Here is a 15,292-nt window from a genome sequence, read left to right as displayed (position 1 = left end):
TAAAAAACCGCTCAAAGGAGCGGTTTTTTATGTGCGTTTATTGAACTAAATGTAAGACTCGAAGTTGTAAACTGACATTTCCTCTAAATTCATTTTTATCCAGTTCATAGACCAAACGTACATGATCCTGCATTGGATTAAATTCATATTTTTCAGCAGCATTAAATGCAATTGCCTCAACCATCTGACCATTTTCCAAAGCCAATTTTAGTTTAAGATGTACATCTTTCAGCCAGCGATAATCGACAATTTTAAACTGCCCTTCAAATACAGGAGCAGGAAATTTTTGTCCCCATGGACTGAGGTGTTGCAACAAATCCGCAGTATCAACATTAAGCGCTGTATCAGCCAACTCACCATCGGTCCAAATGGTCGCTTGAAATAAGTCTTCATCCTGAGCTGCAATTAAGCTTTCAAAAGCGACTTTAAATTCAGTAAAATTTTCTTTCAGAATGGTCAAACCTGCCGCTGCGGCATGTCCACCAAAATGGCTGACCAAATGTGGATGTTGTTCTGCCACAGATTCAATGCAATCTCGAATATGAATACCCTCAATCGAACGTGCTGAACCTTTAATATGTAGACCATCTTCATCGGCAGCAAAAACAATTGCAGGTCGATGAAATTGCTCTTTTAAACGTCCTGCCACAATCCCGATCACGCCCTGATGCCAATGTTGCTCAAACATAATTAAAGCCGCAGGCAAATTATCCTGATCGAGCTGAATATGCTCTAGCTCAACCAAAGCTTCCTGCTTAATCTGCCCTTCGACCTGACGACGTTCTACATTGAGTTGATTAAGCTGCTGTGCCAATGGATAAGCCGTACTTAAATCAGGTGCAATCAGACATTCAATCCCTATGTCCATGGTTTGCATACGCCCTGCTGCATTTAAGCGTGGGCCAACCACAAAACCTAAATCTTGCGCTTTTAATTGAGCAGGATCACGCCCTGCGATATCGAGGAGTGCACTGATACCGGGACGGCAAAGTGCTTGTTGAATGCGTTTCAAGCCCGCATCAATCAAAATACGGTTATTTAAATCGAGACTGGCTACATCGGCATAGGTGCCCAAAGCAACTAAGTCTAAATATTGCGATAAATTTGCAGTAGATTTACCGAGTTTTTTGCGCAAGCTGGCTAAATTAGCCAAGACATAAAAGGCAACGCCCACACCAGCTAAAGCTTTACTTGGAAATTCACAGCCCAATTGGTTTGGATTGACCACCGCCTCTGCATTTGGCGTATCTTTGGTGGTTAGGTGATGATCGGTAATAATCACCTGCATACCATGCGCCTGCGCTTGTTCCACGCCCGCATGACTGGAAATACCGTTATCGACGGTAATTAATACATCTGGGTTAAAACTGACAAAAGCAAGTTCAGCAATCGCAGGGGTCAGACCATATCCATACTTAAAGCGATCAGGGACCAAATAATCAACTTTCGCCCCCATCTCACGCAAGGCAAGCACCATCAAGGCGGTACTGGTCGCACCATCAGCATCATAATCACCGACAATGACAATCTTTTTCTGTGTATCAATCGCTTGATCAATCAGTTCAATCGCTTGTTCTAAGCCTTTTAAATTTGGGGCATGCAAATACTTGAGTTTTAGCTCAAGTTCTTGTGCTGAACTGACGCCGCGTCGTGCCAATAAATCGGCAATAAACGGCGCAACGCCCTGAATATCTTCAGGGCGTGTTAAATATGGACGTTGTTTGATTAAAAGTTCAGACATTTATGGCATCAATCGCTGCAAAATCCACTGATCCTGTTGTTTTTCATAACACAAACGGTCATGCAAACGGTTTGGACGACCCTGCCAAAATTCATAATAATCTGGCTCAAGTCGGTATCCGCCCCAAAACTCCGGTTTTGCAAGGGTTGCTTTGCCTTCCACTTGATCATGCAGTTTTTGGAAACGCTGTTGCAGCTCTTCACGACTGGCAATCACCCCACTTTGTGGCGTGCTGATATGCGCTGCAATTTGGCTATCCCGTGGGCGCTTATGATAATAATCAATCGATTCTTGTTCAGCAATTTTTACCACACGACCTGAAATACGAATCTGGCGTTCTTGTTCCTGCCAGTAAAACAACAATTCAGCATACGGATTTTCTGCTAAATCATTGCCTTTCTGGCTGTCATAATTAGTATAAAAATCATAGCCCGAAGTCGTTGCACCACGTAATAAAACCGTACGTACATGTGGACGACCTTGTGCATTAGCAGTTGCCAATGACATGGTGTAGGGTTCATGCAACTGTGCGGCTAAGGCATGGTTAAACCATAACAAAAACTGCTCATGTGGATCTGCATTGACCTGATCTTCGTGTAACTCACCTTTTTGGTAAGATAAACGGAGTTCGCTCAAATCCTTAATGACATCATTCATGCACTTGTCCTCAATGAATTAAGCTGCATTCGCCCGTACAGCATCAGCCAAATGATTCGCCAATGCAGTCACTTCCTTAAGATTATCGCCTTCCACCATGACACGGATCACAGGCTCTGTGCCTGATTTACGAATCAAGATACGACCACGACCTTTGAGCTGTGCTTCGGCTTTTTCAAATTCAGCCACTAAAGCAGGAACAGCATAGGGGTCGAACATCGCAGCTAAACGCACATTTTCTAGCACGTTCGGTAGCAATTCAAAACCTTCTACCAATTCATGTAAAGCCTTACCTTGTTCGACCATGACTGTGAGCACTTGCAGCGAAGCAATAATGGCATCCCCTGTGGTGCTCTTGTCTAAAGTCAGAATATGACCTGAAGGCTCACCACCAATGACCCAGCCTTTTTCTTCCAGGCCTTGCAAGACATAGCGGTCACCCACTTTGGCGCGCAGCAATGGAACTTGAGCTTTGTCTAAGGCAATTTCGAGTGCCATGTTGCTCATGACTGTACCGACAATACCTGCTGGCTTATGATTGCCTTGCGTTGCCAAGATATACAGAATATGGTCACCAGTAATTTGTTGGCCATTTTTATCGACCATAATCACGCGGTCAGCATCACCGTCAAAGGCAATGCCTAAATCTGCTTGGTGTTCGAGTACGGCTTGTTGTAGATTTTCAGGATGGGTCGAACCACAATCTTTATTGATATTGAGACCATCTGGCTCGTTATACAATGCAATCACTTTAGCACCGAGTTCACGGTACACTGCAGGTCCTACGTTATACGCAGCACCATTGGCACAGTCCACCACAATTTTTAGCCCAGATAGATCAAAATGGTATGGAAAAGTTGATTTACAGAATTCAATATAACGGCCATTAGCATCTTTCACCCGCACACTTTTACCTAAGTTTGCAGGGTCTTCGATCACCAAATCATTTTCGAGTTCTTGATTAATTGCTTCTTGCAGTTCATCCGGTAGTTTTTTGCCTTCACTGGAAAAGAACTTAATCCCATTATCAAAAAATGGGTTGTGTGAAGCCGAAATCACAATGCCCAAACTCGCATGCAGGGCACGAGTTAAATGGGCAATCGCGGGTGTAGGTAATGGACCAAGTAAATGCACATACACACCTGCCGCATTTAAACCAGCCTGCAATGCAGACTCTAAAATATAACCTGATAAACGGGTATCTTTACCCAACACAACAATTGGCTTGGTTTTTTTACTGTATTGTTTTAATACTTTACCTGCGGCAAAGCCTAATTTTAATGCAAATTCAGGAGTAATAGGCAATTCACCGAATTTACCACGAATGCCATCTGTACCGAAATAACTCATGTTGTACTCACTTCTTAATGGTGATCTATATCATCACTTTTTTACTGCAAACACTTTACACCAAAAACAAAAAGGCCGTCATATAAATGACGGCCTTTTCAGCTAAAAGCTACTAAATATCAACCAACGCGATAGTTCGGGGCTTCTTTGGTAATCGTCACATCATGCACGTGAGACTCAGACATACCTGCTGAAGTGATTTTTACAAACTTCGCATTTTGACGCAGATCTTCAATCACCGATGAACCGGTATAACCCATAGATGAACGTAACCCCCCCATCATTTGATGTACGATGTTACCCATTGGGCCTTTGTATGGTACGCGACCTTCAATGCCTTCTGGTACGAGTTTTTCAGCACCGGCTTTAGAGTCTTGGAAATAACGGTCAGCAGAACCTGTTGCTCCTGCCATCGCACCCAATGAACCCATACCACGGTAAGCTTTGTAGTAACGACCTTGGAAGAATTCTACTTCACCTGGTGCTTCTTCAGTACCGGCCATAAGCGAACCAACCATAATGGTGCTTGCACCCGCGCCGATTGCTTTCGCCATATCACCAGAGAAACGAATACCACCATCCGCGATCAATGGAATTTGATCTTTCAGTGCATTGGCAACAGAGTCAATTGCAGAGATTTGCGGCATACCAATACCTGCAACAATACGAGTCGTACAGATCGAACCAGGGCCGATACCCACTTTCACCGCATCCGCACCTGCATCTAATAACGCAAGAGCAGCATCACCAGTTGCAATGTTACCGCCAATCACTTGCACTTGTGGGTAGTTTGCTTTGACCCAACGTACACGCTCGATTACGCCTGCAGAGTGACCGTGTGCAGTATCCACCACAATTGCATCGACACCAGCGTCAACCAATGCTTCAACGCGGCTTGGGGTTTCAGCACCCGTACCAACGGCAGCACCGACACGTAAACGACCAAGATCATCTTTACAGCTATTTGGATACAATTCAGCTTTACGGAAATCAGTCACCGTAATTAAGCCTTTCAATTCGTTGTGTTCACCCACAACGATCACTTTTTCAATACGATTTTTTTGAAGAAGTGCTTGAATATTTTCTTTTGATTCGTTTTCACGAACAGTTACCAAACGGTCTTGGCCTGTCATGATATTGCTAACAGGTTGTTCAAGATTGGTTTCAAAGCGAGTGTCACGACCAGTAACAATACCCACCACTTTACCGTCTTTTACCACAGGTACACCGCTGATGTTATTTGCTTGAGTTAAAGCAATCAGCTCACGTACAGTGGTTTCTGGAGTGACAGTAATAGGATCTTTCACCATACCTGCTTCAAATTTTTTCACGCGGCGAACTTCTGCAGCTTGTGCAGTAATATCCATGTTTTTGTGCAGGATACCGATACCACCATTTTGTGCCATTGCAATTGCCATACGTGATTCAGTCACGGTGTCCATTGCAGCAGATACAAGTGGGATATTCAGATCGATGCCACGAGTGAAACGTGTCTTTAAAGAGACATCTTTTGGGAGAACAGTAGAATAGGCAGGGAGTAATAAGACATCATCAAAGGTAAGGGCTTCTTGAACGATGGTCAACATAACAGTCTCGCTGGTAATTTCCGTGAGCCATTATATACAAATTTCCGTTCATTTTTCATTTTTATTGCAGCAATTCTATGCTGAGCTTTCAAATTTCACGACTTTATCGTGAGTTTTATCGCATCCATAGCGCAAGAATGGCTAAAGAAGCCTATTTTTATAGCATAACAATAGCTTTTTGGATGCATTACAAAAATCGTCAGTACTGGAAAATATTCATCACGCCCTGTTTAAGAACAAATAAAAAGCAGGATCTGCGGATCCTGCTCTTGCTGTGACACGCTTAAATGTACGATTTAATCCATCTAATACCTCATCGGATTCTCAGACTGGATTTTAAATTAACTCACTTGATCAAAATCTTCGTCATTTTCTGCATCATGCAAAGGTAGGGGCACAAAAGGAATTAATTGATGCGCAATACGCGCCTTATTGCATTTTTCATCCGCAATCTGGACTTCTTTACAGCTTGAACTACGCGCCTCGTACATTTGACAACTGACCGCTTGTCCCACTTTCCCACCCAAGGCAATACAACGTGGTGTACCTTGATTGGTTCCCGCCATACATGAATATACTGCGCTCACCGGTTCGGTAAAATGCTCAGGCATATTTAAGCCTTCAGCCCAATAAAACGAAACTCGGTAATAGGCGCAGCACGCGCCACAGCTTAAACATGCATCCGGTGTAGGGATTTGAGACAACATTTTCTTCAGTTCTCGTCATCTAAAAAGATTTTTTTTGGGCGAAAATTTTAAAAAATGTTGTCTTTAGACTCAATTATTTTTTTTGAATTTTATGGTCATTATTCAGGGCAGGTAAAAACCGTTTCATCCATCAAATCGATACCACATTGCAAGGTTTCAATCCAATCCAAGAACTGGTTAATCTGCTCTTTACCAATAAAAGGCGTGCCATGCTGTGGCACAATCATTTCAACATCCATAGTGCGCACCATATTGACCCAAAGACGGATCACTTTGTTTGAACACATATAACGTTGATGAAAGCCTTTCATTTTTGGAATATGCGCGGCAAAGTTTTCCAACGGTTTCGAGGCATCATCCACCATCGACGCGCCCATATCACCTGAAAATAAAATTTTGGCAATCGGATCATAAAACTGAAAGTTACCCACGGAATGAAGGAAGTGTGCAGGAACAGCAATAATCGAAGATTGTCCCAAGGTAATCACTTGACCGTGGTCTGGGAGTTCCACCAAACGATCTAACCAGTTGCCTTTCATCCGGTCACTCATAAATGCCGAATTCAGATGCGGTAAAAAACGTGCCCACAATTTAGATGCCACCACTTTTGCATCGGTATACACCAACCAACGCGGCATTGAGGTAATAATGTCAGGATCTTGATGCGAGGCCATGACATAATCAAGATTGCTCAAACGGGTATATTTATTCAATTCCATGGTCAGTGGAACATAGGTCAAGTCACCACCTGGATCAAGCACCGCAGCGCGTTCATTATCAATAATCAAGAACTGGTTCGCCTGAACGCCCTCGCCTTTTACCAAACTGGTAAAACTAATACATTTATGATTGCCATCATCATAAAGCACCTGTGATGTCGTACGTTCAAAAGCCATGTCCTTCCCCTCAAAATGCTGTGTTCTTAAAAGACTTTTTAATGCCTACAACATATATGGATTTACACAAACTTACAATGTATTTACGACCAACATCATTTGATATATCAATAAATTGAGACCTATTCGACATTAAAAAATCCCGATTTTTTAGGTCGGGATTTTTAATTTTTATCGAGAATCAGAAGAAATAATGCTGTGCCAGTGTCGCAACACCAATAACCAAGAAAATAGCAGCACCAATTTTATGAATTAAAGCAATCGGTAATCTCATCGCCAGCTTATCCCCAATAAAAACAGCTGGTGCATTGGCCAACATCATGCCGAATGTGGTCCCCAACATGACCCAAAAAATACTGTCAAAACGCGCAGCCAAAGCCACCGTTGCAATTTGGGTTTTATCGCCAATTTCTGCCAAGAAGAACAGCACAAAGGTTGCACCAAAAACGCCATATTTTTGCCATTTTTGAATACTTCCCGATTCATCATCCAATTCATCTGGAATCAACATCCATGCCGCCATCGCAATAAAACCAATGGAGAGAATCCAAATAAGAACGTCAGGACTTAAGACGGTGGTGATCCATTGACCTAAAACAGCGGAAAGACCGTGGTTCAAAATGGTTGCCAGTAAAATGGCCAAGAGAATTGGGACGGGTTTACGAAAACGTGCAGCCAGTAATAGTGCCAGCAGTTGGGTTTTATCACCCATTTCAGCTAAAGCTACGATGGCCGTCGAGAGGAGGAACTCATACATGATAACTTTCTCTGGCTAGCACTAACAAATACCAATGACTCACCGCTCCTGCTAGCCAAAAATCTGCAGAGTGGTAAATCAAAGGTCTTGCCAACAAAAGAAAGCTTTATAGGAAAGCTCATTTGGTTCTTTGCTATGATGACCATGCTCGTTTTAGAGCAAATATGTTGACCATCACCTTTTTACTTTGCGTAAAAAGCGGCTACTCCCCAATGAAGTATGCCTATCTTATTGCAAACGTTTAGTTTTATCAAACTTAAAAAATAAAACCCTGCCAAGGCAAGGTTTTATTCTCTGAAATCGTGCTCATTTTCGCTAAATGAATCAACGAAAATGAAAACAACGCTTTAAATTAATAAAGTACGAATATCTTTCAGCAACTTCGTCAATTTATGGGTAAAGCGAGCGGCATCTGCACCATTAATCACGCGATGGTCATAAGACAATGATAATGGAAGCATTAAGCGCGGATCAAAGCCCTCACCATTCCATACGGGCTGCATGGTTGCAGGTGAAATGCCCAAGATCGCCACTTGCGGCCAGTTCACAAGCGGAGTAAACGCCGTACCACCAATTGAACCCAGACTGGTGATGGTAAAGTTCGCCCCTTGTAAATCTTTCGGTGACAATTTCTTATCACGCGCTTTTTGACCCAACTCGCCCAATTCCACCGCAATCTGCTTAATCGATTTTTGGTCAGGATGACGAAGGACTGGTACGGTTAAACCATCTGGTGTTGCTACTGCAATCCCCATGTGGATTTCACTGCGCAGCAATACCGATTTACCATCATCCGCCAAGTGACCAGCAAACTCACGTTCTTCTTTCAACAAGTGCGCCACAGCTTTAATAATAAACGCCATGATGGTCAGGCTAATCCCTTCTTTCTTGAAGTTAGCTTTTAAATCACCACGCCAAGCTTCAAGCTCAGTAATATCAGCCGAATCAAACTGCGTGACTTGTGGAATAAAGTTATTTAGCGACAACTGCGGAATCGACACTTGCTGCAAACGGGTCAAGGCTTTTTCTTCCACTCCGCCAAAAGCATCAAAGCTTGGTAGTTTTGGCAGACCTGACACTTGCGCAACCGCTTGCACAGCAGGTGCAGCTTGTGGCGTAGTCAAACAGGTTTTCACATAAGCAAAGACGTCTTCTTTCATCAAGCGGGCATGTGGACCTGATGCTTTCACATCTGCCAACACCACACCCAACTCACGTGCCAACTTACGTACTGCAGGGCCTGCATACACTTTGGCATTTGCCGCATTTTGCGCTTTAGTCAGCTTATCAACACTTTGTGTCGCTGGTGCTGCTGCAACTTGAGCCTCGGCTTTCGGTGCTGATACGGGTGCTGTTTGAGCAGGTGTTGATGCCACAGGTTTGGCTGCGGGTGCAGCCTGATCTTCCGCTTCAATGGTTACGAGCGCCACGCCTTCAGAAACGTTTTGACCGAGTTGTACATGAATTGCTGTGATTTTACCGGCCGTGGTGCTTGGTACTTCAACCGTTGCTTTATCTGATTCGACCACGATGATGCTCTGGTCTTTTTCGACCGTATCACCAACAGCCACCAAGATTTCAGCCACCGCAGCTTTATCAACACCTAAATCAGGCACTGCAATTTCAACAGGCCCAACAGCAGTAGCCGTTGCAGCCGAAGATACAGTTTCAGTTGCCGCCTGTGGTGCTACAGATTGCGTGGTTTCCTGCATAGGAGCAGATTCAGCAACAGATGCAGCTGCCGTTTTCACTGTTAAAATCACTACACCTTCTTTCACTACATCGCCAGCATGGATCGTAATCGACTCCACACGCCCCGAAACTGTGCTTGGTACTTCAACAGTGGCTTTATCCGATTCCACCACGATGATGCTTTGATCAACATCAATTTCATCACCGACAGCAACCAAAATTTCACTGATTGTGGCTTTTTCCACGCCAATATCAGGGACTTGTACATCCACAACTGAGGTGGTTGTAGTAGCAGTTTGTGGTGCAGGTTCAGTTTGAGCTGTTGCCACTTCCGCAGATGCTGGCTGAGCTTCTGCTTTCGGTTCAGCTTCTGGTGTTACCTCAGCGGCAGCACCTTCTGCTTCAAGCTCGATCAGCACTGCACCTTCGGCAATGCTATCACCTAAATTTACCGCAATACTTTTCACTACCCCTGCTGCCGTGCTGGGCACTTCAACCGAGGCTTTGTCTGACTCTAACAACACGATGCTGTCATCTACTGCAATACTATCACCGACTTTAACTAAAATTTCAGCGACCGTTGCTTTATCTACACCAATATCAGGAGTCGTAATTTGCATGATTAGTTCTCCTCTTTGTAGTCAGCTACAGCGTGAAGTTCAGGGGTCGTTTGAGGTGCCCAAGCCACTGGACGATCTGTATCTAACTCAAAGCTCGAGATTGCATCTTTCACCAAACGTGCATCGACTTCGCCTTCATCGGCAAGTTTTTTCAGTGTTGCCACCACAATGTGTGCAGCATCGACACCGAAGTAGCTACGCAAGTTGCCACGTGTATCTGAACGACCATAACCATCTGTCCCTAGCGCCACAAATGGACGGTTGTCTGGAAGGTAAGCACGGATTTGTTCGCTATAGGCGCGCATGTGATCGGTTGCCGAAACCACGATACCGTCTTTCTCACGTAGTAACTGAGAAATCCACGCTTCTTTGGTCTCCTCTGCTAATGGATGCAAGCGGTTGTATTCTTCACACGCCATACCATCACGTGCCAACTCATTAAAGCTGGTCACGCTCCAGACATTAGAATGGATTTGGTATTCATCACGCAGGATTTTCGCCGCTTTAATCACTTCACGCAAAATCACGCCTGAACCCATCAATTGAACAGTTGCTTTCTCGTCTTGTTCAAACAGGTACATCCCACGTTTAATACCTTCTTCGGCGCCTTCTGGAATCGCAGGATGCTCGTAGTTTTCATTCATCACGGTTAAGTAATAGAACACACGTTCTTGGCTGACATACATGCGTCGTAAACCATCATGCACAATCACTGCCAACTCATAGCCGAAACATGGATCATAAGACACACAGTTTGGAATGGTATTGGCCAAGATATGCGAATGACCATCTTGGTGCTGTAGGCCTTCACCGTTCAGTGTAGTACGACCTGCGGTTGCACCCAATAAGAAACCTTGCGCCTGCGCATCACCCGCTGCCCACGCAATATCACCAATACGTTGGAAACCAAACATCGAGTAGTACATGTACATTGGAATCATTGGCAAGTTATTGGTTGAATAACTGGTGCCTAACGCTGCCCAAGCACTCATCGCGCCGGCTTCGTTAATTCCTTCTTGCAGCATGTGACCATCTTTGGCTTCACGATAATGCATCAACTGTTCTTGGTCTTCAGGGGTATATTTCTGACCATGTGCCGCATAAATACCGAGTTGACGGAACATGCCTTCCAAACCAAAAGTACGTGCTTCATCCGGTACGATTGGTACCACGCGATCTTTAATGGCTTTTTCTTTCAATAAAGATGAAATCAAACGTACCATCACCATGGTCGTTGATTGCTCTTTGCCGCCACTGCCTTTAAGCACAGCATCGAAGACTGATAATTCAGGAATCGCCAAGACTTCACTATCCTTACGACGTGCAGGTAGATAGCCACCCAAGGCCTCACGGCGTGCCTTCATATATTTCAATTCAGGCGAGTTTTCACTTGGACGGTAGAATGGCACTTCTTCCAACTGCTCATCGGTAAATGGCAAGTTGAAACGATTACGCACATATTTCAAAGATTCAAGCTGCATTTTTTTGATTTGGTGCGTTTTATTCACCGCTTCAATTTCTTCAGACAAACCATAACCTTTGACTGTTTTCGCCAGAATTACCGTAGGCTGACCATTAGCTTTCATCGCTTCAGCATAGGCTGCATAGACTTTGAATGGGTCGTGTCCACCACGGTTTAGGTTATCAATATCTTCATCACTGAGGTTTTTCACCAACTCTTCAGCTTCAGGATATTTTCCAAAGAAGTGTGCACGGGTATAGCCACCGCCTTTCACTTGATAACGCTGAAAATCACCATCAACAGCTTCATCCATAATGGCTTTCAATGCACCAGATTGATCTTTTGCCAGTAGTGGGTCCCAATGACGGCCCCAAACGACTTTAATCACGCGCCAACCTGCGCCACGGAAAAGCGATTCAAGTTCTTGGATAATTTTACCATTACCACGAACCGGACCATCAAGACGTTGTAAATTACAGTTCACCACCCAAATTAGGTTATCGAGCTTCTCACGACCTGCCAGTGAAATCGCACCTGTACTTTCTGGCTCATCCATTTCACCATCGCCAAGATAAGCCCAAACTTTACGGTTTTCTTCTTTAATCAAACTACGGTTCATCAAGTACTTTTGAATATGTGCTTGATAAATCGACATGATTGGGCCTAGACCCATCGAAACAGTTGGGAACTGCCAATAATCCGGCATTAAATAGGGATGTGGATATGACGGTAAACCAATGCCACCGACTTCACGACGGAAATTATTTAAATGTTCTTCAGTCAAACGACCTTCAAGGAATGAACGTGCATAAATACCCGGTGCACAGTGACCTTGATAATAAATCATGTCACCGCCAAAGCTATCGCTATTGGCACGGAAGAAGTGGTTAAAGCCCACATCATATAGGGTTGCAGAAGATGCAAAACTTGCTAAGTGACCACCTAAGTCATCACCTGTTTTGTTGGCACGCAACACCATCGCCAAAGCATTCCAACGAATCAACGCACGAATACGGCGCTCCATGTCAGAATCACCCGGCATCGCAGGTTGTTCATCTACTGAAATGGTATTTAAGTAAGGAGTATTTAGTCGCTGAATGGGTACGTGCTTCGCAATTGCTTGTTGATAGAGTTTTTCAAGCAAAAATGCTGCGCGATCAGTACCCATATGTTGTAAAACTGAGTCAAATGCGTCCTGCCATTCTTGGGTTTCCTGCGCATCGGTATCGCCATAAAACGCCATACTTCACCTATCCTGTGTGCTAAATATATGCGTCTATTAGTACCACATTTCAGCGCAGCGCGGTTATCGCTACAGATGAATACGACTTTGCCCTATTATTTATTTACTAAATACTTATTGATGATTAATTACACGTTATTACAATTTTGGGTCAATTTCGGTATTTATTCCTACATACATTATTTTTTTCAGTGATAATTTTATCTTTATAGGCGATACAACAAAAAGCCACAGCCTGTAGAGGTTCAGACCATGGCTTTTGAATATCACTAGATGACTTAATGCTGAAGTGTAAATCCATTCACTTCATCTATTCAATTAAGGCAACATTGCTAAATAAGTTGATGGGTTTTTGCGTTGACCATCTTTTACTACTTCATAGTGTAAATGTGGACCAGTACAACGACCTGTACAACCCACATTGGCAATATGTTCACCCGCGTCTACACGGTCGCCCACACGTGCGATTAAACGTGATGCATGTGCATAACGCGTAAGATAACCATTACCGTGGTTAATCTCTACATATTGACCATAACCTGTGCCCCAACCTGACTTGGTCACGATACCTGGGCCAGTTGCATAAATTGGTGTACCGCTTGCTGCAGAAAGATCTAAACCTGAATGGTTTTCAGCACGGCCACCCATCGTACGCCCACCATAATTTGAGCTTACGCGTTTCATATCTGGTAATGGATGTGCAATCAACCAAGAATAGGGATTGTTCGAATTTTTTGAGTAATTACCTGCAGAGTAATTTTTAGAGACTGCGCTTGAACCGTATTTTTTGGCAATTGTGGCATTGTTCAATTCAATTGATTTTTCACGAATTTGAACATTCAATTTAGTTTGAGCTGGAATATCGATATTATCACTGTCTGAATACGCACCTTGTGCTAAAGTGCGGGTCAGTTGTTCGATACGATCTGATGAATCTGCTTGATTAAGTTCTACCAAATCTGCGAAAGCAACTGAAGCGGCCGAAGCTGCCAAAGAAAAAGCCAACAAAACACGTCGTAAATGCATAAAAAACCTCTATAAACTGTTCTTACTTTATTTCCTTGTGTGATTTCATCCTTGATATCAGATAAAAGGAGCGCATAAGATTAAGACATAAATATGTAGGAAATATGTATGTCAGAACCGATCAACGTCTTTCAACCAACAAGAAAACACAGAAAAACAGGAAACTTGTCGTTTCTTTCAACTCAAGTTTCTGCATGGCAGAAACTCACGAAACTTGTTCAACCTGTATTACCCCAACCGGAACAATGGCAAGTCGTTTGTTATTTAAATGGTGTGCTCATGCTGACTGGAGAAAATCAAGCGTTGATTAGTCAGCTTGCTTATCTACAGAAACAATATATTGCACAATTGTCACAATTATCTGAATTCAAGGATTTACACAAGATTCAAGTTCGTCTGAGAACTCCGTCTCCAACGCCCCATTCCCCTGAAAAAATTTCAAGAACTCTCAGTGCAGAAACTCAGGACTTACTCCGTAATGCTGCTGACTTTGTGAGCGACCCTAAGCTTAGCCAAGCCATGCTGCGTTTGGCAAGCAATAAAAAGTAACTGCTCAGTTGTAAGCAATGAATTCGACGTGTCAAAATGTGATAGATTTAACATTTATTATTGTTACAATATAACATCATTATTATAAGACAATGACTTATGTCACACTCACATAACGAATTGGGCAGTCATTTATGTCATCAAATGTTACAATTTCGTAGCTTTCTGGATCAATTTTAACATTGCGTAATAACTGATTATTCAATGCATGACCCGACTTATATGCATCATATTTCGCAATAATTTGATGACCCAGTAAGTATAAATCACCAACTGCATCTAATATTTTGTGACGAACAAACTCATCTGAGAAGCGTAAACCTTCTTCGTTGACCACCCCAGTATCATCCACACCAATGGCATTTTCCAAGCTCGCACCCAAAGCTAAATTATTGGCTTTGAGATAATCCAAGTCCTTCATAAAGCCAAAAGTTCGTGCTTCACTGACTTCATACACGAAGGTTTCAGTGGAAAAATCAATCGTTGCCGATTGATATTCTTTCTTAAATGCAGGGTGATCAAAATCGATGGTAAAGTTGAGCTGAAAACCGTCATGTGGTTGAAATGCTGCGCGTTTATCATCAATCAGCGCTTCAACGGGCTTTAGAATTTTAATAAATTTTTTCGGTGCATCTTGTTCAACCAATTCACCTTGCATTAATAGATAGATGAATGGCCCTGCACTTCCATCCATAATTGGTACTTCTGATGCAGACACTTCGACAATTAGATTATCGATCCCTAAGCCCGCGATCGCACTCATAATATGTTCAATGGTTCCAACTTTGGCATTTTCTTGCACCAAGTTCGAACACATAAAGGCTTCCTGAATCAACATCGCATCTGCTGGAATTTCCACAGGTGGATTCAAATCCATACGGCGAAACACAATTCCCCCATCGGCATGATGTGGCACAAAGTTAATCATGACTTTTTGCCCACTATGCAGTCCGATGCCACTCGCTTTCACGATGCGTTTCAGGGTACGTTGTTTCAACATGTGTCT

Annotated in this window: 12 protein-coding genes and 1 riboswitch; of the genes, 1 reads left to right on the top strand and 11 read right to left on the bottom strand. The window is 43.3% G+C overall.

What is annotated here, in order from left to right; genetic code table 11:
- Positions 1–37: 37 nt before the first annotated feature.
- The 10 genes from recJ to ACN6OV_RS00235 form a co-directional block, all read right to left on the bottom strand.
- Entirely contained in the window at positions 38–1,741 is a 1,704-nt protein-coding gene (recJ, locus tag ACN6OV_RS00280) for a single-stranded-DNA-specific exonuclease RecJ (RefSeq protein WP_427948657.1), read from the bottom strand.
- Positions 1,742–2,398: a pyridoxamine 5'-phosphate oxidase gene (pdxH, locus tag ACN6OV_RS00275; RefSeq protein WP_427948655.1), complete on the bottom strand. Its 657-nt coding sequence runs from the start codon at positions 2,396–2,398 to the stop codon at positions 1,742–1,744.
- 18 nt (positions 2,399–2,416) lie between these two features.
- Positions 2,417–3,748 (bottom strand): phosphoglucosamine mutase, encoded by a 1,332-nt coding sequence (glmM, locus tag ACN6OV_RS00270; RefSeq protein ID WP_427948653.1) that lies wholly within the window; start codon positions 3,746–3,748, stop codon positions 2,417–2,419.
- Between the two features lie 119 nt (positions 3,749–3,867).
- Complete coding sequence (guaB, locus tag ACN6OV_RS00265) at positions 3,868–5,334, bottom strand: IMP dehydrogenase (RefSeq protein WP_427948651.1); 1,467 nt, start codon at positions 5,332–5,334, stop codon at positions 3,868–3,870.
- Positions 5,335–5,675: 341 nt separating this feature from the next.
- A complete protein-coding gene (locus tag ACN6OV_RS00260) occupies positions 5,676–6,041 on the bottom strand; it encodes a YkgJ family cysteine cluster protein (RefSeq protein WP_427948649.1) in 366 nt (121 codons plus the stop codon).
- Between the two features lie 98 nt (positions 6,042–6,139).
- Positions 6,140–6,937 (bottom strand): MBL fold metallo-hydrolase, encoded by a 798-nt coding sequence (locus tag ACN6OV_RS00255; RefSeq protein ID WP_427948647.1) that lies wholly within the window; start codon positions 6,935–6,937, stop codon positions 6,140–6,142.
- Positions 6,938–7,118: 181 nt separating this feature from the next.
- Positions 7,119–7,694, bottom strand: coding sequence for a TMEM165/GDT1 family protein (locus ACN6OV_RS00250; protein ID WP_427948645.1), 576 nt, complete (start codon positions 7,692–7,694; stop codon positions 7,119–7,121).
- Between the two features lie 76 nt (positions 7,695–7,770).
- A riboswitch (yybP-ykoY riboswitch) is annotated at positions 7,771–7,917 on the bottom strand.
- 124 nt (positions 7,918–8,041) lie between these two features.
- Positions 8,042–10,006: a 2-oxo acid dehydrogenase subunit E2 gene (locus tag ACN6OV_RS00245; RefSeq protein ID WP_427948643.1), complete on the bottom strand. Its 1,965-nt coding sequence runs from the start codon at positions 10,004–10,006 to the stop codon at positions 8,042–8,044.
- 2 nt (positions 10,007–10,008) lie between these two features.
- Positions 10,009–12,711 carry a pyruvate dehydrogenase (acetyl-transferring), homodimeric type gene (gene aceE / locus ACN6OV_RS00240; protein ID WP_427948641.1) on the bottom strand — a complete coding sequence of 901 codons (2,703 nt, stop codon included), beginning with the start codon at positions 12,709–12,711 and terminating at the stop codon, positions 10,009–10,011.
- 318 nt (positions 12,712–13,029) lie between these two features.
- Positions 13,030–13,737: a M23 family metallopeptidase gene (locus ACN6OV_RS00235; protein ID WP_427948639.1), complete on the bottom strand. Its 708-nt coding sequence runs from the start codon at positions 13,735–13,737 to the stop codon at positions 13,030–13,032.
- A 108-nt stretch (positions 13,738–13,845) separates the two neighbouring features.
- Here ACN6OV_RS00235 and ACN6OV_RS00230 point away from each other — a divergent pair, with 108 nt between their 5' ends.
- Positions 13,846–14,286: a DUF721 domain-containing protein gene (locus ACN6OV_RS00230; RefSeq protein ID WP_427948637.1), complete on the top strand. Its 441-nt coding sequence runs from the start codon at positions 13,846–13,848 to the stop codon at positions 14,284–14,286.
- A 97-nt stretch (positions 14,287–14,383) separates the two neighbouring features.
- Here the strand turns inward: ACN6OV_RS00230 and lpxC are convergent, their stop codons facing one another.
- Positions 14,384–15,286: a UDP-3-O-acyl-N-acetylglucosamine deacetylase gene (gene lpxC, locus ACN6OV_RS00225; RefSeq protein WP_427948678.1), complete on the bottom strand. Its 903-nt coding sequence runs from the start codon at positions 15,284–15,286 to the stop codon at positions 14,384–14,386.
- Between the last annotated feature and the right edge of the window lie 6 nt (positions 15,287–15,292).

Origin of the sequence: Acinetobacter sp., assembly GCF_050285345.1 — a bacterium.
Classification (GTDB): domain Bacteria; phylum Pseudomonadota; class Gammaproteobacteria; order Pseudomonadales; family Moraxellaceae; genus Acinetobacter.
The sequence above is the reverse complement of the archived record's forward strand: the minus strand, read 5'-3'. Positions and strand labels throughout refer to the sequence as shown.